The 18,633-nt window shown below is 70.1% G+C and carries 20 protein-coding genes and 1 pseudogene; 7 read left to right on the top strand and 14 right to left on the bottom strand.

The annotated features are described in order from the left end of the window. Positions 1-33: 33 nt before the first annotated feature. From AC1DU4_RS24030 to AC1DU4_RS24010, 5 genes are read right to left on the bottom strand one after another with little or no spacing between them, the layout of a single operon-like run. On the bottom strand, positions 34-1,164 hold the full coding sequence (locus tag AC1DU4_RS24030; RefSeq protein ID WP_477844162.1) for an acyl-CoA dehydrogenase family protein: 1,131 nt from the start codon (positions 1,162-1,164) through the stop codon (positions 34-36). Further along, the gene (locus AC1DU4_RS24025) at positions 1,161-2,117 is read right to left on the bottom strand and encodes an acyl-CoA dehydrogenase family protein (protein WP_477844160.1); all 957 of its coding nucleotides are present in this window, start codon (positions 2,115-2,117) and stop codon (positions 1,161-1,163) included. The genes AC1DU4_RS24030 and AC1DU4_RS24025 overlap by 4 nt, the downstream gene beginning before the upstream one ends. Continuing rightward, positions 2,114-3,274 carry an acyl-CoA dehydrogenase family protein gene (locus tag AC1DU4_RS24020; RefSeq protein WP_477844158.1) on the bottom strand — a complete coding sequence of 387 codons (1,161 nt, stop codon included), beginning with the start codon at positions 3,272-3,274 and terminating at the stop codon, positions 2,114-2,116. Before AC1DU4_RS24020 ends, AC1DU4_RS24025 begins: the two co-directional genes overlap by 4 nt. Then, positions 3,274-4,173, bottom strand: coding sequence for an enoyl-CoA hydratase (locus AC1DU4_RS24015; protein WP_477844156.1), 900 nt, complete (start codon positions 4,171-4,173; stop codon positions 3,274-3,276). The genes AC1DU4_RS24020 and AC1DU4_RS24015 overlap by 1 nt, the downstream gene beginning before the upstream one ends. Then, complete coding sequence (locus tag AC1DU4_RS24010; protein WP_477844154.1) at positions 4,170-5,723, bottom strand: FadD3 family acyl-CoA ligase; 1,554 nt, start codon at positions 5,721-5,723, stop codon at positions 4,170-4,172. The genes AC1DU4_RS24015 and AC1DU4_RS24010 overlap by 4 nt, the downstream gene beginning before the upstream one ends. Before the next feature lie 54 nt (positions 5,724-5,777). Between AC1DU4_RS24010 and AC1DU4_RS24005 the strand changes: the two genes are divergently transcribed. Together AC1DU4_RS24005 and AC1DU4_RS24000 are read left to right on the top strand one after the other, a co-directional pair. Beyond that, positions 5,778-6,983, top strand: a complete 1,206-nt coding sequence (locus tag AC1DU4_RS24005; protein ID WP_477844152.1) for an acyl-CoA dehydrogenase family protein — start codon at positions 5,778-5,780, stop codon at positions 6,981-6,983. Further along, the gene (locus AC1DU4_RS24000; protein ID WP_477844150.1) at positions 6,980-7,789 is read left to right on the top strand and encodes an SDR family oxidoreductase; all 810 of its coding nucleotides are present in this window, start codon (positions 6,980-6,982) and stop codon (positions 7,787-7,789) included. Before AC1DU4_RS24005 ends, AC1DU4_RS24000 begins: the two co-directional genes overlap by 4 nt. 113 nt (positions 7,790-7,902) lie before the next feature. On the opposite strand, the gene AC1DU4_RS23995 is transcribed toward AC1DU4_RS24000, so the two are convergent. Next, positions 7,903-8,664: an SDR family NAD(P)-dependent oxidoreductase gene (locus AC1DU4_RS23995; RefSeq protein WP_477844148.1), complete on the bottom strand. Its 762-nt coding sequence runs from the start codon at positions 8,662-8,664 to the stop codon at positions 7,903-7,905. A 40-nt stretch (positions 8,665-8,704) separates the two neighbouring features. Between AC1DU4_RS23995 and AC1DU4_RS23990 the strand changes: the two genes are divergently transcribed. Together AC1DU4_RS23990 and AC1DU4_RS23985 are read left to right on the top strand one after the other, a co-directional pair. Continuing rightward, positions 8,705-9,337 (top strand): TetR/AcrR family transcriptional regulator, encoded by a 633-nt coding sequence (locus AC1DU4_RS23990; protein WP_072843246.1) that lies wholly within the window; start codon positions 8,705-8,707, stop codon positions 9,335-9,337. Between the two features lie 28 nt (positions 9,338-9,365). Then, on the top strand, positions 9,366-10,517 hold the full coding sequence (locus tag AC1DU4_RS23985; protein WP_477844146.1) for an acetyl-CoA C-acetyltransferase: 1,152 nt from the start codon (positions 9,366-9,368) through the stop codon (positions 10,515-10,517). A 79-nt stretch (positions 10,518-10,596) separates the two neighbouring features. Here the strand turns inward: AC1DU4_RS23985 and AC1DU4_RS23980 are convergent, their stop codons facing one another. Then, on the bottom strand, positions 10,597-11,142 hold the full coding sequence (locus AC1DU4_RS23980) for a TetR/AcrR family transcriptional regulator (RefSeq protein WP_477844144.1): 546 nt from the start codon (positions 11,140-11,142) through the stop codon (positions 10,597-10,599). Between the two features lie 187 nt (positions 11,143-11,329). Here AC1DU4_RS23980 and AC1DU4_RS23975 point away from each other — a divergent pair, with 187 nt between their 5' ends. After that, on the top strand, positions 11,330-11,602 hold the full coding sequence (locus AC1DU4_RS23975; protein ID WP_477844142.1) for a DUF2277 domain-containing protein: 273 nt from the start codon (positions 11,330-11,332) through the stop codon (positions 11,600-11,602). A gap of 89 nt (positions 11,603-11,691) precedes the next feature. Here AC1DU4_RS23975 and AC1DU4_RS23970 read toward each other — a convergent pair whose 3' ends face one another. Genes AC1DU4_RS23970 through echA20 form a run of 4 tightly spaced genes read right to left on the bottom strand, consistent with a single transcriptional unit; the run spans position 11,692 to position 15,174 of the window. Further along, positions 11,692-12,756: an NAD(P)H-dependent flavin oxidoreductase gene (locus AC1DU4_RS23970; protein ID WP_477844141.1), complete on the bottom strand. Its 1,065-nt coding sequence runs from the start codon at positions 12,754-12,756 to the stop codon at positions 11,692-11,694. After that, positions 12,753-13,502, bottom strand: a complete 750-nt coding sequence (locus tag AC1DU4_RS23965) for a CoA-transferase subunit beta (protein WP_477844139.1) — start codon at positions 13,500-13,502, stop codon at positions 12,753-12,755. Before AC1DU4_RS23965 ends, AC1DU4_RS23970 begins: the two co-directional genes overlap by 4 nt. After that, positions 13,499-14,389 carry a CoA transferase subunit A gene (locus tag AC1DU4_RS23960; RefSeq protein WP_477844137.1) on the bottom strand — a complete coding sequence of 297 codons (891 nt, stop codon included), beginning with the start codon at positions 14,387-14,389 and terminating at the stop codon, positions 13,499-13,501. The genes AC1DU4_RS23965 and AC1DU4_RS23960 overlap by 4 nt, the downstream gene beginning before the upstream one ends. Further along, on the bottom strand, positions 14,389-15,174 hold the full coding sequence (gene echA20, locus AC1DU4_RS23955; RefSeq protein WP_477844135.1) for a (7aS)-7a-methyl-1,5-dioxo-2,3,5,6,7,7a-hexahydro-1H-indene-carboxyl-CoA hydrolase: 786 nt from the start codon (positions 15,172-15,174) through the stop codon (positions 14,389-14,391). Before echA20 ends, AC1DU4_RS23960 begins: the two co-directional genes overlap by 1 nt. 135 nt (positions 15,175-15,309) lie before the next feature. On the opposite strand from echA20, the gene AC1DU4_RS23950 reads away from it, so the two are divergent. After that, complete coding sequence (locus tag AC1DU4_RS23950) at positions 15,310-16,086, top strand: SDR family oxidoreductase (RefSeq protein WP_477844133.1); 777 nt, start codon at positions 15,310-15,312, stop codon at positions 16,084-16,086. Then, positions 16,083-16,997, top strand: coding sequence for an SDR family oxidoreductase (locus tag AC1DU4_RS23945; RefSeq protein WP_477844131.1), 915 nt, complete (start codon positions 16,083-16,085; stop codon positions 16,995-16,997). The genes AC1DU4_RS23950 and AC1DU4_RS23945 overlap by 4 nt, the downstream gene beginning before the upstream one ends. Positions 16,998-17,076: 79 nt before the next feature. Here AC1DU4_RS23945 and AC1DU4_RS23940 read toward each other — a convergent pair whose 3' ends face one another. The 3 genes and pseudogenes from AC1DU4_RS23940 to AC1DU4_RS23930 all read right to left on the bottom strand — a co-directional run. Then, positions 17,077-17,748, bottom strand: a complete 672-nt coding sequence (locus AC1DU4_RS23940; protein ID WP_072843153.1) for a GNAT family N-acetyltransferase — start codon at positions 17,746-17,748, stop codon at positions 17,077-17,079. Between the two features lie 108 nt (positions 17,749-17,856). Further along, positions 17,857-18,321, bottom strand: coding sequence for a nitroreductase family deazaflavin-dependent oxidoreductase (locus AC1DU4_RS23935; protein ID WP_072843152.1), 465 nt, complete (start codon positions 18,319-18,321; stop codon positions 17,857-17,859). 7 nt (positions 18,322-18,328) lie between these two features. After that, positions 18,329-18,633, bottom strand: a pseudogene (locus AC1DU4_RS23930) (steroid 3-ketoacyl-CoA thiolase); the annotation flags it as partial.

The raw sequence follows: 18,633 nt of genomic DNA, 5'->3' as shown, positions 1-18,633 counted from the left end.
CCGGGCCGGCCTTCTGCGTTCAGCGGACCGGGATCAGGCGGGCAGGCCTGCGGCCGACTGCATCTGCTTCAGGTAGGTGCGCGGCTGCCCGAAGAGCTGGGCGCTGCCGTGCGCGCGCTTGAAGTACATCTGTGCGTCGTGCTCCCAGGTGATCGCGATGCCGCCGTGCAACTGGATGCTGTCCGCGGCCACCGCCTGCAGGGCCTCCGAGCAGTACACCTTGGCGACGGCCGCGTCGGCGCCGGTGCTCGGCGCCCCGTCGGCGAGCGAGCGCACCGCGCCGTAGGACGCGGACCGGGCCGTCTCGACCTGGAAGTACAGGTCGGCCATGCGGTGCTTGAGGGCCTGGAAGCTGCCGATCGGCCGGCCGAACTGCACCCGTGACTTGGTGTACTCGACGGTGAGCTCGAGCGACTGTGCGGCGGCGCCCACCTGCTCGGCGGACAGTGCGACGCAGGCGATCTCACGGACCCGCTCGAGGGCGTGCGCGCCGTCGGCGGTGAGCAGGCGCGCGGCGGCCCCGGCGAACTCGACCACGGCGAGGGTGCGGGTGGTGTCCATCGTCGGTACCCGGCGGCGGCTCACCGCGTCCTGTGCCGGGTCCACCTCGAAGAGCGCGACCGCGCCGTCGACGGTGGCCGCGACGACGAGCACGTCCGCGTAGGAGCCGTCGAGCACGAAGTGGCTGCTGCCGGTGAGCTCGAAACCCGCACCGGACGCCGTCGCGGTGACGCCGGCCCCGGTGGTGTCCCAGGAGCCCGACTCGTCGGTCCAGCACAGCGCCGCGACGGAGGTTCCCTCGGCGATGCCGGGCAGCAGCCGCTCGCAGGCGTCGGTGTCACCGCTGGCCAGGATCGCCTGTGCGGCAAGGACGACCGAGCCGAGCATCGGGGTCGGGGCCAGGGTGCGGCCGAGCTCCTCGAGCACCAGGTGGGACTCGACCGCGCTCGCACCGATGCCGCCGAACTCCTCGGGGATCGCCAGCGCGGCGACCCCGACCTGCTGGCACAGCAGGTCCCAGAGCGCGGCGTCGTAGCCGTTCTCGGACTCCGTCGCCCGGCGCACCGCGCCGGGGTCGGCGTGCTTGGCCAGCAGTGCCTTGACCGTCTTTCGCAGCTCGAGCTGCTCGTCGGTGAACGCACCGACGGCCGCGACGGCGCTCACAGCGCGTCCATCACACGAGCGCGGTGCAGAGACGGGGTGCCCCAGGTGGTGAGCAGGGCCCGGGTCTTGGTCAGCCACAACGACAGGTCGTGTTCCTGGGTGTAGCCGATCGCGCCGTGCACCTGCAGGGCGATCCGGGAGGCGTGGTACGCCGCGTCACCGCAGGCGACCTTCGCGGCGGCGACGTCCCGACGGGCGTCGGGGGAGCCGTCGCGTACCGCCATTGCGGCGCCGAGCAGCAGCGGCCGGGCCATCTCCAGCTTCACCGCGACACCGGCGAGGTGGTGCTTGATGGACTGCTGGCTGCCGATCGCCTTGCCGAACTGCTTGCGGGCCTTGGCGTACTCGGTGGTGATCTCGAGCATGGTCGAGCCGAGGCCGAGCAGCTGCGCGGCGGTCGCCAGCGCGCCCAGGTCGAAGGCGTGCTCGGTGTCTGTGCTGCCCAGCGACTCGGTGGCCGTGACGGTGTACAGCTTGCGGGCCTGGTCGACGGACACCTTCGACTCGCCGGCGGCGGCGAGGGAGACGGTCTCGCCCTCGACCAGCAGCACGAGGTCGGCGACGTTCGCGTCCACCGCGAACGGCACCCGCGGCGGGGCGGCGACGGTGGCCAGCGCACCCTCGGCGAGGGCCGAGAGCCGCTCGGGCGCAACGCCGGCCAGCAGTGCCGGGGCGACGGCGAGCGTCTCGGCGACCGGGCCGGGCACCGCGTGCCTGCCCAGCTGCTCGACGGCGACCACCAGGTCGATGGCGTCGGCGCCGATGCCGTCGTGCTCCTCCGGGATGGTCAGCGCATTGAGGCCGGTCTCGGCGAGCCGCTGCCAGACCTTCAGGCCGGGCGCGGTGTCACCGGCGTTCCAGGACCGGATGACGGCCGGCAGGTCGGACTTGGTCAGCAGCGAGTCGATGCTCGCCGCGAAATCGGTGTGCGAGGAATCGAGTGCGAATCTCAACGGTCTGCCTTCGGTAGGCCGAGCAGGCGCTCAGCGATGACGTTCTTCTGGATCTCGTTGGTGCCGGCGTAGATCGGTCCGGAGAGGGAGAACAGGTAGCCGTCCATCCACGAGTCGAGCAGTTCCGACTCCGGGCCCAGCAGGTCCAGCGCGGTCTCGTGGGTCGCAACGTCCCACTCGGACCAGAACACCTTGTTGATCGAGGACTCCGCGCCGAGCTGGCCGCCGTCGGCGAGCCGGGTCACGGTGCCCCAGGTGCTCAGCTCGTATGCGCGGGCACCGATCCAGGCATCGGCAACGCGGTTGCGCAGCGCGGTGTCCGTGGGGTCGCCGTTGCGCTTCCACAGCGCGAGGAGACGGTCGGTGGCGGCGAGGAAGCGGCCCGGGCTGCGCAGGGAGAGGCCCCGCTCGTTGCTGGCCGTGCTCATCGCGACGCGCCAGCCCTCGTTGACGGCGCCGATCACGCCGGACTCGGCGGGGTTGGCCGGGTCGTCGGGCACGAAGACGTCCTCGAGGAACACCTCGGCGAAGCCGGGCAGGCCGTCCAGCTGGTCGATCGGACGCACGGTGACGCCCTTCGACCGCAGGTCGAACATGTAGTACGTGATGCCCTTGTGCCGCTGGGCCTCCGGATCGGAGCGGAACAGACCGAATCCCCAGTCCGCGAAGGCGGCACGCGAGCTCCAGGTCTTCTGGCCGTTGAGCAGCCAGCCGCCGTCGACCTTGGTGGCGGTGGCGCGCAGGCTGGCGAGGTCGGAGCCGGACTCGGGCTCGGACCAGGCCTGCGCCCAGATGTCGTCGGCGCGGGCCATCCGCGGCATGATCCGCGCCAGCTGCTCGGGCTTGGCATGCTCGAAGAGCGTGGGGGCCAACAGGAAGATGCCGTTCTGGCTCACCCGTCCGGGTGCACCGGAGCGGTAGTACTCCTCCTCGAAGATGACCCACTGCTCGAGCGTGGCGTCGCGGCCGCCGTACTCGGCCGGCCAGGACACCACCGACAGGCGGGCGTCGGCGAGGGTGGCTTCCCACTGCCGGTGCGCCTCGAAGCCCTCGGCCGTGTCCATGTGCGGCAGCGGCGTCGCGGGGATGTTCTCCTTGAGGAACGTGCGCACCTCGTCGCGGAATGCGACTGTGGCGTCGTCGAATTCGAGATCCACTATTCTTCTCCAGCCTTCTTCATCGCCGCGGCTGCGCCGCGCTTCATTGCTGTGGCGTCCATGCCGCCCAGAGGCCCTTTGCCGATTTCGGCGTTGTGTGCGTGCGCGAAGTGGTGCAGACCGAACACCGAGTCCATGCCGGCCCGCACGCCCATCAGGTCCTCGCACTGGTTGACGGCCTTCTTGGTCAGTGCGAGTCCGAACTGCGGCATGGTCGCGATCCGGTCGGCCAGGTCCATCGCGGTCGACTCGAGGTCCTCCCGCGGCACCACCCGGCTGACCATGCCCCACTCGTAGGCGCGCTGCGCGGTGAAGCGGTCGCCGGTGAACAGGATCTCCTTGGCCCCGCGCACCCCGAGCACCCATGGGTGCGCGAAGTACTCGACGCCCGGAATACCCATCCGGACAACGGGGTCCGCGAAGAATGCGTCGTCGGAGGCGACGATGAGGTCGCACACCCAGGACAGCATCAGCCCGCCCGCGATGCAGGCGCCCTGCACCATGGCGATGGTCGGCTTCGGCAGCTCGCGCCACCGCCGGCACATCCCGAGGTAGACCTCCATCTCGCGGGCGAACCGCTGGTCGCCGCCCTCGCGGTCGACGTGGTCCCACCACATGACGGCCTTGTTGTCGTAGGACACGTGGTGGTCGCGGCCGACGGTGCCGATGTCGTGCCCGGCGCTGAAGTGCTCGCCGTTGCCGGCCAACACGATCGCGCTCACCTCGGGGTCCTCGACGGCGCGCTGGAAGGCGGCGTCGAGGGCATAGGTCATCACGGAGTTCTGCGCGTTGCGGAACTTCGGCCGGTTCATCGTGACAACCGCGACCTTGCCGCGGACCTCGTAGGTGACGACCTCGCCCTCGTCGGGGACCGGGGTGCCCGCGTCGGGTGTGGTCATGCCTTGCCCTCGCGCAGGTCGTTCTTGAGTACCTTGCCGGAGGGGTTGCGCGGCAACGAGTTCACGATCTTGACGTTGCGCGGGACCTTGAAGTTCGCGAGGTGCTCCTTGCAGAAGGCCAGCACCTCCGCCTCGTCGAGGGTGTGTCCGGGCTTGGCCACGACGTATGCGCGCCCGACCTCGCCCATCCGCTCGTCGGGGATGCCGATCACGGCGGACTCCGCGAGGGCGTCGATCCGGGCCAGCGTGTTCTCGATCTCGGCGGGATAGACGTTGAACCCGCCCGAGATGTACATGTCCTTGAGCCGGTCGGTGATGTCGAGGTACCCGCGGTCGTCGAGGGTGCCGACGTCGCCGGTGTGCAGCCAGCCGTCGGCGTCGATGGTCTTCGCGGTGGCCTCGGGGTCGTCGAGGTAACCGAGCATCACGTTCTCGCCGCGGACCAGGATCTCGCCCTGCTCGCCGATCCGGACCTCCATCCCGGGTACCGCGCGGCCGGAGCTGGTCGAGACGGTGACCGGGTCGTCGTCGGTGCGGCACATGGTGGCCACGACGGCCTCTGTCTGCCCGTACGCGGTGAGCACGGCCTTGTAGCTGAGCTCGGACTGCAGGCGCTCGACGAGGGTGACCGGGACCGCGGCGGCGCCGGTGATGGCGATCCGCAGGCTCGACAGGTCGTAGTCGTCGCGGGTCGGCAGGTCGAGGATCGACTGGTGGATGGTCGGCGCGCCGGGCACGATCGAAATCCGCTCGGCCGCGATGGTCGCCATCACGGTGGGCACGTCGAACAGGGCCATCGGCACGATGGTGGCACCGTGCAGCAGGCACACCAGGAACCCGGCCTTGTAGCCGAAGGTGTGGAAGAACGGGTTGATGATCAGGTAGCGGTCGGCGGAGGTGACCTCCGCGCAGGCGGCCCAGTCCCGCGCCACGCCGATCGTCTGCCGGTGCGCGGTCATCACGCCCTTGCTCTTGCCGGTGGTGCCGGACGTGAACAGGATGTCCGCGAGGTCGTCCGGGCCCACCGCCTGCGCGCGGGCGTCGGCCCGCTCGGGGGCGACCGACTCGGCCAGCGCGTCGAGGGCGGTCCACTCGATCATCCCGTCGGCGGACGGCGCGTCGTCGAACGGGATCCGGACCACCGTGTGCAGGTGGTCGAGGTCGCCCGGCGCGGCCGCCCGGACCAGGTCGGCGTAGCGGTCGGCCTTGAGGAACGGCCCGACGACGAACAGGGCCTTGGCCTGGGTGCGGATCACCAGGTCGAGCGCCTCGCTGCCGGTGTACCGGGTGTTGATCGGGACGATCACCGCGCCGGCGTACTGGGCGCCGAGCGCCGCGACCACCCAGTGATAGGTGTTCGGGGCCCACACCGCGATGCGGTCGCCGGGCTCGATGCCGCGGGCAATCAGCGCACGGGCGGTGGTGCGGACGCGGTCGAGGAGGTCCGCATAGCTGATCCGGACCTCGCCGTCGGCAATGGCCTCGGCGTCACCGAACTCGCGTGCGGCCCGCGCGAGCGCCGCGGGGGTCGTATTCACTTCACTGGTCACTGGACTCCTCGGACTCCTCTACAAAGCAAGTGCTTGGTAGGTTACTCTACCGGTGTGGATGTAAGCCAGGGGCTGGACACAGCCAAAGACGACGACCAGTTCGCCGCCACCGTTCGCGAGTGGCTGGCCGACAACCTCACCGGCGAGTTTGCCGCGCTGCGCGGCAAGGGTGGACCCGGCCGTGAGCACGAGGCCTTCGAGGAGAGACTTGCCTGGGACCGCCATCTCGCGGCCGCCGGGTGGACCTGCCTCGGCTGGCCCAAGGAGTACGGCGGCAAAGAGGCCACGCTGAGCCAGCAGGTCATCTTCCACGAGGAGTACGCCCGGTCCGGGGCGCCCGCGCGGGTGAGCCACCTGGGCGAGGAGCTGCTCGGCCCGACGCTGATCGCGTTCGGCACGGAGGAGCAGAAGCGCCGCTTCCTGCCCGGCATCAACAACGTCAGCGAGCTGTGGTGCCAGGGCTACTCGGAGCCCGGCGCCGGCTCCGACCTCGCCGCCGTCACCACCTCGGCGCGCCTGGACGGCGACCAGTGGCGGATCAACGGCCAGAAGGTGTGGACGTCGCTGGCGCACCTGTCGCAGTGGTGCTTCGTCGTCGCGCGCACCGAGCCGGGCTCGCAGCGCCACAAGGGCCTGTCCTACCTGCTGGTGCCGATGGACCAGCCGGGCATCGAGGTCCGCCCGATCGTCCAGCTCACCGGTACCTCCGAGTTCAACGAGGTGTTCTTCGACGACGCCCGCACCGACGCCGACCTGGTGGTCGGCGAGGTCGGCCAGGGCTGGTCGGTCGCGATGGGCACGCTCACCTTCGAGCGTGGCATCTCCACCCTCGGCCAGCAGGTGGGCTTCGCCCGCGAACTGTCCGAGATCGTCGAGCTCGCCGAGCGCAACGGCGCCGCGTCCGACCCCGTCATCAAGGACAAGCTCACCCGCGCCTGGGTGGCCCTGCAGGTGATGCGGGCGCACGCCATGCGCACGCTGTCCTCGGTCGACGCCACCGGCAACGGCGGCGAGGCCTCCGTGGCGAAGCTGCTCTGGGCCAACTGGCACCGCGGACTCGGCGAACTGGCGATGGAGGTCGCCGGGGCGTCGTCACTGCTCGCGGGCGACGGTGCGTTCGGCGAGGATGCCGACCTCAGCGACCAGCAGCGTCTGTTCCTGTTCAGCCGCGCCGACACCATCTACGGCGGCTCCAACGAAATCCAACGAAACATCATTGCCGAGCGCGTGCTCGGACTTCCCCGAGAGGCTCGCCCGTGACCGCGTCGTTCAAGTCCCCCCTGGCCACCGCACCCGTCGAGATCGAGGGCCACAACCTGCTCAAGGGCAAGAAGGTCGTCGTGACGGCGGCCGCGGGCACCGGGATCGGCTTCGCCACCGCCCGCCGCGCACTGCTCGAGGGCGCCGACGTCCTGGTCTCGGACTTCCACGAGCGTCGCCTCGGCGAGACCGTCGACAAGCTCGCCGCCGAGTTCCCGGGCCAGCAGGTCACCTCGTTCGTCTGCGACGTCTCGAGCACCGAGCAGGTCGACGCGCTGATCGCCTCTGCCGCCGAGCAGCTGGGCCGGATCGACGTCCTGGTCAACAACGCCGGCCTCGGCGGCGAGACCCCGGTCGTCGACATGACCGACGAGCAGTGGGACCGCGTCCTCGACATCACCCTCACCAGCACCTTCCGCGCCACCCGCGCGGCGCTGCGCTACTTCAAGAGCGTCGAGCACAACGGCGTCCTGGTGAACAACGCGTCGGTGCTCGGCTGGCGCGCGCAGCACTCGCAGGCGCACTACGCCGCGGCCAAGGCCGGCGTCATGGCGCTGACCCGCTGCAGCGCGATCGAGGCCGCCGAGTACGGCGTCCGCATCAACGCCGTCGCGCCGTCCATCGCCCGGCACGCCTTCCTGGCGAAGGTCACCAGCGAGGAGCTGCTCGACAAGCTGGCCGAGGGCGAGGCCTTCGGCCGCGCCGCAGAGGTGTGGGAGATCGCCGCGACCATCGCGATGCTGGCCAGTGACTACACCACCTACCTCACCGGCGAGATCGTCTCCATCTCCAGCCAGCGCGCCTAGGCGTCAGGCGGGCGTCCTCGGCGCCCCGACATCGACCGAATGCGACATTCGTTCAGTTCAACTGAACGAATGTCGCATTCGGTCGTTCGGGGGAGGTGGGGTGGCGAGGCCGCCTAGACCGTGTAGCCGCCGTCGACGTTCAGCTTCTGGCCGGTGACGAAACCGGCCTTGTCGCTCGCCAGGAAGCAGACGGCCTCGGCGATGTCGGCGGCGGAACCGTAGCGGCCCAACGGGATACGGCTCATTGCGGCGGCCTGGGCGCGCTCGTCGAGGTCGCCGCCGCCCATCAGTCGCTCGGCCATCCCGTCGGTGAGCATGCCGGGGCCGACGGCGTTGAAGCGCACGCCGAACCGGCCCTCCTCGGCGGCGAAGCCGCGCACCAGCGCCTCGACCGCGCCCTTGGTGCCCGCGGACAGGCCGTCGCGGACCGGGTACCGGTCGGTGGCCGCCGTCGTCACCGCGACCACCGAGCCCGCGGTGCGGCGCAGGGCCGGCAGGAACGCGTGCACCAGCGCGAAGAAGGCGGTTGCCTCGGCGCCCAGGTGCTCGGAGTAGGTGGCGGGGGAGACCTTCGACAGGTGCACCATCGGGATGTGTGGCCCGGCCGCGTGCACCAGCACCGACGGCTCGCCGAACTCGGTGCAGAGCTGCTGGGCCCAGGTCGCGACCCGGTCGGTGTCGGCCAGGTCGACGCGGGCGGCGTGGGCCCGCCCGCCCGCCGCGGTGATCTCCTCGACCAGGGCGGCGGCGCGGTCGGCGTTGGAGTGGTAGGTCATGGCAACCGGCAGTCCGCGCGCGGCCAGGAGCCTGCTGATCTCGACCCCGATCCCGCCCGAGCCGCCGGTCACGACGGCGCATGTGGAGTTTTCAGACATGCCGATACCCTAACAAGCGCTTGGTTGCTACGATGTAGTGGTGACCCCTCCGCCCCGTGCCGCCGAAGAGCCTGCCAGCAAGTCCGGCCGTAGAGCCGAGCTGCTCGAGCTGGCGGCCTCGCTGTTCGCCGAACGTGGGATGCGCGCGACGACCGTCCGCGACATCGCCGATGCCGCCGGAATCCTCTCCGGCAGTCTCTACCACCACTTCGACTCGAAGGAGTCGATGGTCGACGAGATCCTCAAGCACTTCCTCGACGACCTGTTCGGCCGATACCGTGCGATCGTGGACGCGGGACTTGGCGCCCGGGCCACCCTCGAGGCGCTGGTGGTCGCGTCGTTCGACTCCATCGACCAGTCGCACGCCGCGGTGGCGATCTACCAGGACGAGGCCAAGCACCTCCTCGGCAGCGAGCGGTTCGACTACATCACCGAGCGCAACCGGGAGTTCCGCGGCCTGTGGGTCTCGGTGCTCGAGTCCGGCATCGAGGACGGCAGCTTCCGTCCCGACATCGACGTCGAACTGGTCTACCGCTTCATGCGCGACACCGTGTGGGTGGCAGTCCGCTGGTATCGGCCGGGCGGCCCGATGACCGCCGAAACCGTGGCCAAGCAGTACCTGGCGATCGTGCTCGACGGGCTCGCCAGCCCCCAGTCACGACCGGCTTCTTAACTCTCGACCCGAACCGTAGGAGTTTCCCATGCCCGAGGCATACATCGTCGACGCCATCCGTACCCCGATCGGCAAGAAGAACGGCAGCCTGGCTCCCGTTCACCCGATCGACCTGGGCGCGCACGTCATCAAGGCCGTCGTCGAGCGCACCGGCATCGACCCGTCGGACGTCGACGACGTCATCTTCGGCTGCGTCGACGCGATCGGTGGCCAGGCCGGCAACATCGCGCGCATGTCGTGGCTGGCCGCGGGCCTGCCGCAGCACGTGCCCGGTGTCACCGTCGACCGCCAGTGCGGCTCGAGCCAGCAGGCCATCCAGTTCGGTGCGCAGGCGATCCTGGCCGGCACCGCCGACCTCATCATCGCCGGCGGCGTGCAGAACATGAGCCAGATCCCGATCTCCGCCGCAATGATCGTCGGCCAGCAGTACGGCTTCACCACTCCCACGGCCGAGTCGAAGGGCTGGACCGAGCGCTACGGCAACGAGGAGGTGTCGCAGTTCCGCGGCGCCGAGATGATCGCCGACAAGTGGGACGTCAGCCGCGAGGACCTCGAGAATTGGGCTCTGCAGAGCCACGAGCGTGCCAAGGCGGCCATCGCCGAGGGGCGCTTCGAGAAGGAGATCGTCCCGGTCGGTGAGTTCACCACCGACGAGGGCCCGCGTGAGACCAGCCTCGAGAAGATGGCCGGCCTGAACGTGCTGGTCGAGGGCGGACGCCTCACGGCGGCCGTCGCCAGCCAGATCTCCGACGGCGCCAGCGCGCTGCTGCTCGCCTCCGAGGAGGCCGTCGCCAAGCACAACCTCAAGCCCCGCGCGCGGATCCACCACATGAGCGCCCGCGGCGACGACCCGATCTTCATGCTGAGCGCGCCGATCCCGGCCACCCAGCACGCGCTCGCCAAGACCGGCCTCACCATCGACGACATCGACCTGATCGAGATCAACGAGGCCTTCGCGCCCGTCGTGCTCGCCTGGATCAAGGAGATCGGCGCAGACCCGGCCAAGGTCAACGTCAACGGCGGTGCGATCGCGCTCGGCCACCCGCTCGGCGCCACCGGCACCAAGCTGATGGCCACCCTGCTCAACGAGCTCGAGCGCACCGGCGGCCGCTACGGCCTGCTGACCATCTGCGAGGGTGGCGGCACGGCCAACGTCACCATCATCGAGCGCCTGGGCTGACCCACCGCGCCGCTGCACCGCAGGGCATCCGTGTTCGGCTCAGGCCGAAGCGGGTGCCCTGCAGTCGTATGCGGGTGGGTCAGGACAGCGTGCGGATGAGCGCGTACAGCGCGTCCGCGATCCGCCGGCACCACTCGTCGGCGTCCTCGTAGCCGCGGGAGACGCCGCGGATCATGGTGGCGGAGACCAGCAGGTCGAAGACGGTCTCGGCGGTGGCGGCGGCCTCGGGGCCCGGGTTCGGCACTTCCTTGAGCACCCGCGCGACGAGAGCGGTGCGGATGGGCAGTTCGGCGCGCTGCACCAGACGCTCGTGGACGCCGTCGTGGTGGTGGTAGGCCGAGAGCAGTCCGGGGATGGCCGACCGGGCGGCCGGATCGGCGGTGCGGTCCAGGAACTGCCGGGTCCAGGCGAGCAGGTCAGCGTGCAGATCCTCGGTGGCAGGCGGCACGTCGCCGGTCTGCAGCTGGAAGATGGCGTCCTCGATGATCATCTCGCGCGTCGCCCAGCGGCGGTAGATGGCGGGCGCGCTCACCTGCGCGCGCCGTGCAATGGCCTGGATCGTGGTCTTCTGGTATCCGGACTCGACCAACAGATCGACCGTTGCCTGCAGAACCGCGAGGTCCACCTGCGGGTCGCGTGGCCGGCCCGGGCCGCTCGCTTCAGCGGGGCGATCTGACGAAAGCTTCACAAGGGCGGACAATACCGGAGTCGTTGTGCCCCATTGGACAATGCGTGCCGGTACCCGGCGAGGGGGCCGAAGCCCGGATCCGCGGGCACCCGCACGCGGCGCCGCCCGGGACTATCGTCGGGGCATGTGCCGAAACATCACCGAACTCCGCGGGCTCGAGCCCGCCGCCACCGGGGAGGAGATCGAGGCGGCGGCGCGGCAGTACGTACGGAAGGTGAGCGGGATCCAGAAGGTCACCGACGCCACCCGGGACCCGTTCGAGCGGGCCGTCGCGGAGGTCACCGCGACCACCACGCGACTGCTCGGGGTCTTGCCGGCCCGTAAGCAGCCGCCGCCGACGGTTCCGCCGCTGCGGCGCCCCGAGGTCCGGGCCCGGATCGAGGCCCGGCAGGGCTGAACGCCCGGCGGTTGCGCCCCGCGACGGCGGAAGGGCGCCGGCACCCGCGTGAACGGGTGACGGCGCCCATCGGCGAGGTGACCGGCGCGTCAGACGCGCAGGGCGCCCAACGCGTCGATCCGTGCCACGGCATCGGTCATGATCCGGTCGATCAGTTCCTGGCAGCTCGGCAGGTCGTCGATCATGCCGACTACCTGGCCGGACGCCAGCACGCCCGCCTCGGTGTTGCCGTCGACCAGTCCGGCCTTGAGCAGCATCGGGGTGTTGGCGGACATGATGATCTGCTGCAACGTCTTGTCGCCGGCCCTCTTCATGCCGATGCCCTCCTTGGCGAGGGTCGACCACTTCATGCCGGTCATGGCCTTGAACTTCATCGCGTTCTTGGTCGCCGCGACCAGTCCCTTGGCGTAGCTGGACTTCTCCAGGCTGTTGACCAGGTCGGTGTTGAGCACCCGGTGCGGCATGCCGTCGACCTTCACGGACACCGTGGTGTCCGTCAGGCCGCGCTTGAGGTACTCCTGCTTGACCGAGTCCGGCACCGCCGAATCGCTGGTGAGCAGGAAACGGGTGCCCATCGCGACGCCGGCGGCGCCGTAGGACAGCGCCGCGGCCAGGCCGCGGCCGTCGAAGAAGCCGCCGCCGGCGACGACCGGGATGTCGACCGCGTCGAGCACGGACGGCAGCAGCAGCGTCGTCGCGACGCCGCCGGTGTGTCCGCCGCCCTCGCCGCCCTGCACGATCACCGCGTCGGCGCCCCAGGAGGCGACCTTGACGGCGTGCTTGGCGGCACCGATCGACGGGATGACGACGATGCCGTTGTCCTTGAGCTTGGCGATCAGGTCCTTCTTGGGCGCCAACGCGAACGAGGCGACCTTGACGCCCTCGCGGATCAGCAGGTCGCACCGCTGGGAGGCATCCGAGAGGTCGGCGCGCATGTTGACGCCGAACGGCTTGTCGGTGAGCTGCTTGGTCTTCGCGATCGCGACCTCGAGCTCCTCGTAGGTCATCGTCGCCGAGGCGAGGATGCCGAGGCCGCCGGCGTTGCAGGTGGCCGCGGTCAGGCGCGGGCCGGAGACCCAGCCCATGCCCGTCTGCACGATCGGGTGCTCGATGCCGACCAGTTCGGTGAACGGCGTCTTGAGCAGGGCGGTCACAGCGAGACCTCGCGGTCACGCAGGCTGCGCGGGTCCAGGACCTCGCGAATCAGGCGCAGCTCCTCCTCGCTGGGCTCGCGGGTGACGCCGGCCTCGGCCAGGCCCGCGACCTCGAACGAGGTGTTGGCCTTGACGTCCTCGGCGGTGACGCCGGGGTGCAGGCTCACTGCGCGCATCGTCTGGCCGGGGCCCGCGTAGTCGAACACGCCCAGGTTCGTGACCACCTGGTAGTTCTTCAGGAAGCGGAACGCCGGGTTCTCCGGGTCCACCTTGTCGTATCCGACGCCGCACACGACGTCGACCTTCTCGGTGAACACGCGGGTGGAGTGCTTGCCCACCCAGTAGCTGGTGGCGTGGTTGATGGAGTTGCCGGGCGCGCCGCGCAGGCCGAACATCTGGCGGGTCGGCTTGTCCAGCGGGCCGAACGCGGAGAGGTTCTGGTTGCCGTGCTTGTCCAGCTGGTTGGCGCCCATCACCACGTGGCGACGGCCGGACGCGACCACGTCGAACACCTTCGAGAACGGGATGTAGCCCTCGATGGGCGCGGTGGCGCCGATCGCCGGGGCGTCGGCCAGGATCAGGGCCTCGCCGTCGGTGATGAGCAGGTCCGGCTCGGTGGTGAGCTTCGCCAGGCGGGCGCCGATCAGCGGCAGCGTCGCCATCGGGGAGGCAAAGATCTCGCCGGAATCGGCGAACATGTCGGCGCAGGCGATGGCGCAGTACTCCGCGCGGGTTACCTCGGTCATGACTTCTGCTCCTCTGCGAACTTGCGCACGGCGGCCTGGTAGTCGGCTTCGCTGCCGGAAAGGTAGGTCTCGGCGAATGCCTGCCACGCCTCGGGGGTCTTGGCGGACTCGGCGTAGTGGCGCTGGAACTTCTCGTCGCGCTTGTAGTCGCCGGCGAAGGTGAAGTGGGCTCCGTTGGGGGCCTCGCTCACGCTGTCGACCATCGCGCGGTTCAGGATCAGGGCCTGACGCGGGACGGCCGCGACGAGCTCCTCGGTGGAGACGATCTTCTCCGCGCTGAGGATGCGCTGCTCGGCCGCGAGGCAGAACAGGTCGTCGAAGTACGGGTCCACACCGGTGTATGCGGCGTTGCCGCGGTCGTCGGCCAGGTCCAGGTGCACGAGTGCGGCGTCGAGGTTCAGCGCGGGCATGGCCAGCACGGTCTCGACGCGGCCGTCCGCGTCCGGGTACGGGGACGTGACGGTCTTGAGCTCGTCGCCCCAGACGGTCTGCACGTCCGAGCCGAGGCCGGCGCGGATCGGCTGGAACGGCAGGCGCGCGGCGGCGGCCTGCAGGCCGGCCTTGACCATGCCCTCGTCCATCTCGCGGGACTCGATGGTCCCCGCGACGCGGGCCTGGGCGAACCAGGGGTCGTAGAACGGTGCCGAGTCCAGGGACACGAAGCCGTAGTAGGCGCGCTTGACCTTGCCGGCGGAGATCAGCAGGCCGAGGTCCGGGCCGAGGTACCCGACGACGGTCAGGTCCTTCACGTCGCTCCGCAGGAGCGCACGGACCAGCGCCATCGGCTTGCGCCGTGAGCCCCAGCCGCCGATGCCGACGGTCATCCCGCTCTGGATGCCGGCGACTGCCTCGTCCAGTGAGCGGCGCTTGTTGCGCTTCTCGGCCATTACTTGCCCTCTTCCTTGGCTGCGGTGCTGTTCGACTTCGGCTTGCCCGTCGCGACGAACTCGTCGCGGTGCTCGTCCGCCACGCCCGCCAGGTTCAGCTCGAACGTGAAGCCCTGCTCGATCCGGTAGCTGGTGTGCACGTCCATCACGTCGATGCGGTTGATGGCTTCCTTGGCACGCCGGATCACCCGGGTGTCCTTGGCGGCGATCTCGCCGGCGATCTTCAGTGCGCAGGCGTCGAGATCTTCGCGCGGGACGACGTCGTAGACGGACCCGAAGTGCTTGAGGGTCTGGGCGTCGACGTTCTTGGCCGTGTAGTACAGCGTGCGCATCATGTGCTGGGGGACCAGGCGGGAGAGGTGCGTGGCCGCACCGAGTGCGCCGCGGTCGACCTCCGGCAGGCCGAAGATCGCATCGTCGGACGCGACGATGACGTCAGCGTTGCCGACCAGGCCGATGCCGCCGCCGACGCAGAAACCGTTGACCGCCACCACGACGGGAACCTCGCAGTCGTAGACCGCGGAGAAGGCGGCCGCGCAGCCGCGGTTGGCGTCGATCAGGGCGCCGTGGCCCTCGGTGGCCTGCATCTCCTTGATGTCGACGCCGGCGTTGAAGCCGCGGCCCTCGGCTCGAAGGATCACCACGTGGGTGTCCATGTCCTGGCCGGCTTCGCGGATTGCGTCGGCCAGTTCGAACCATCCCTTCGAGGGGATTGCGTTCACAGGCGGGTAGTCGACGGTGACCGTGGTGATGCCGGACCCGTCGGATTTGGAAGTGATTCCCATCGTGATTCCTTAGGTAGGTCGCCAAACCAAGCGATTGCTTGGTAAGTTAGCACACCTGCGGGTCAGGCCGGAGTTCGTCCCGAGGGGACGGATGCACCCCCGGCCCGCAGAGAATCCCTGACAGCGGAGGTACAGGTGGATCTAGGTCTGGACGGCAACGTGGTGCTGGTCACCGGCGGTGTGCGAGGGGTCGGTGCGGGTATCAGCCGCGCCTTCCTCGGGGCGGGCGCAACCGTGGTGACCTGCGCGCGACGGCCCGGCGACGAGCCGGTCGAGGTGGACGGACGGGCGGCGGAGTTCATTGCCTGCGACGTCCGCGACCCCGAACAGGTGCAGGCGATGATCGACTCGATCGTCGCCACCCACGGGCGCCTGGACACCGTCGTCAACAACGCGGGCGGTGCGCCCTTCGCGCTGGCCGCGGACGCCAGCCCGCGCTTCCACTCGAAGATCGTGGAGCTGAACCTGCTCTCGCCGCTGCTCGTCGCGCAGACCGCGAACGCCGTCATGCAGCGCCAGGAGACGGGCGGGTCGATCGTCAACATCTCCAGCGTCAGCGGGGCCCGGCCGTCGCCCGGCACCGCGGCCTACGGCGCCGCGAAGGCCGGCATCGACAGCCTGTCCACGAGCCTGGCGGTGGAGTGGGCGCCGCGGGTGCGGGTCAACTCGGTGGTCGTCGGACTGGTCGAAACCGAGCAGTCTCACCTGCACTACGGCGGACCCGACGGCCTCGCCGCGGTCGGCGCGACAGTCCCGCTGGGTCGGATGGCGCAGCCCGCGGACATCGGAAACTGTGCGACATTCCTGGCATCACCGTTGGCGTCCTACGTCAGCGGTTCGACACTGACCGTCCACGGCGGCGGCGAGCGCCCCGCCTTCCTGGCGGCGGCAGACACAGAGGAGAACAAGTGAGTGGATTGGTGGACGGCCGCGTCGTCATCGTGACGGGTGCGGGCCGGGGCATCGGCCGGGCGCACGCGCTGGCCTTCGCGGCCGAGGGTGCGAAGGTCGTCGTCAACGACATCGGCGCCGGCGCGGACGGCTCCACGACCGGCGAGAGCCCGGCGGAGCAGGTCGTCGCGGAGATCATCGCGGCCGGCGGCCAGGCCGTCGTCAACGGTGACGACGTCGCGGACTGGGCGGGCGCGGAGAACCTCGTCAGGACGGCCATCGACACGTTCGGTGGGCTCGACGTGCTGGTCAACAACGCCGGCTTCCTGCGCGACCGCATGCTGGTCGGGATGAGCGAGCAGGAGTGGGACTCGGTGACCCGGGTGCACCTCAAGGGCCACTTCGCCCCGCTGCGCCACGCCGCCGCCTACTGGCGCGCGGAGTCCAAGGCAGGCCGTCCGGTGGACGCGCGGATCATCAACACCAGTTCGGGTGCGGGCCTGCAGGGCTCCATCGGCCAGGGCAACTACGCGGCGGCCAAGGCCGGCATCGCGGAGATGACCATCCAGGCCGCGGCCGAGCTGAAGAACTACGGCGTCTCGGTCAACGCGATCGCCCCCGCCGCCCGCACCCGGATGACCGTCGGCGCCGGCGGCGCGATGGCCGAGGCGATGGCCGCACCGGAGGAGGGCTTCGACGCGATGGCGCCGGAGAACATCTCCCCGCTGGTGGTCTGGCTCGCGAGCGCCGAGTCGAAGGACGTCTCCGGCCGGGTGTTCGAGGTCGAGGGCGGCAAGATCACCGTCGCCGAGGGCTGGCGGCACGGCCCCAGCCAGGACAAGGGTGACCGCTGGGACCCCAAGGAGATCGGTCCCGTCGTCGCGGACCTGCTGGCCAAGGCCGAGGTGCCGACGCCGGTCTACGGCGCGTAGGCAGCACAACGACGCTGGGCGCGTCCGGATCCCGATGGGATACCGGACGCGCCCAGCGGCGTCTTCGGGGTCTCGGCTCCTACGCGGGGGTGCGGACGACGACGATGCTGCCCGGGAAGAAGGCGGCCAGTTCGGAGCGGGACTGCTTGATCGCCGCGGTGCCGACGCCCTGCTTGCGCGCGTCGGGGGCGACCCACACCGCGAGTTCGACCTCGCTGCCGGTGAGTTCGCCGAAGACCAGGCCGACGCACTCGGCGTGGTCGCCCGCCTTTCGCTCGGCGACGAACCAGGCGGCCGACTCGTCGTCGACTCGGCGCAGGCCCGCGCGCCGCTCGGCTTCCACCCGGTCGGCGGGCCACGGCTGGCCGTCGTCGCCGAGCTGCTCGGCGGAGCGACGTCGGAACAGTTCGGCGTCCGAGTCGCTCTGGCTGAACGGCCGCAGGGACACGCCCTCGCCGGTGCTGAACGGCCGCTGCTCGGGCAGCCATTTGAGGGTCGCGTCGAGGTTCGAGAGTTCGTCCCGGATCTTGTCCCGCTCGAGCTTGGTCAGGCGCCCGAGCTGAAGGCCCAGCACCACATTCGCGTTCGTTTCGGTGGTGCCGAGCAGCTGGGCCACAGTGCTGACCGCCGCCGCGTGGTCGTCGCTGTCGACGATCGCGTCGAGGATCTCGTGGCGAAGGTCGAGTGCGCGCAGCAGCGCCGAGGCAATCTCCCGGCGGTCGATGATCTGGTCCTGGGGCCCTGCCGTCATGACAAATCTCCCTATCCGTCGAGTGTGCAACGTCCGGAGCGGGCGCGACGCGGTGTGGGCGCCGGCGCGGGCTCTCTCACGCATTCTCTGTCAGATGGGGCGTGATTGCTACGCACACACGACGACGGGAATCTTCCGCTCGACCCAGGACTGGTAGTCGTCGAACTCGGGGTACATCGCCACCAGCTTGGGCCACAGCTCCGCATGCTCGGCATCGTCCGCAACCTTCGCGACCAGATGGCGCACGTCGGAACGGATCTGGACCTTCACGTTGGGGTCGGCCTTCAGGTTCAGGTACCACAGCGGATTCTTGGGCTGGCCGCCCTGCGAGGCGACCAGCACGACCCGGTCGCCGTCTTCCAGGAACAGCAGCGGGCTCACCCGCGGCTCGCCGGACTTGCGGCCGGTGGTGGTGAGCAGGCAGATCGGCAGACCGCTCTTCGCGGCGCTGCCGACCCGCCACTTGCCTCCGATGCGCCCACCGGTGGCCCGGTACGCGATCACGTTCGACTTCGCCATCCACTTGATGATGGAGCGGGTGAAATTCGTATCGAGCAACGGTGGGCGCTTCATCGTCGGATCAGATCCGCTCGATGATGGTGCCGGTGGCCAGCGCGCCGCCGGCGCACATGGTGATCAGCGCGGTGGACTTGTCCGTCCGCTCGAGCTCGTGCAGCGCGGTGGTGATCAGCCGGGATCCGGTGCTGCCCACGGGGTGTCCGAGGGCCAGGGCGCCGCCGTTGACGTTGACCTTGTCCATGTCCGGGCCGTGCACCCGAGCCCAGGACAGTGCGACGGACGCGAAGGCCTCGTTGACCTCGAACAGGTCGAGGTCGCCGATCTTCATGCCGGCCTTCTCGAGCACCTTGGCGGTCGCCTGGACAC

Source organism: Rhodococcus sp. P4_F5, assembly GCF_056401315.1.
This window is presented reverse-complemented; position numbering and strand designations above follow the sequence as displayed.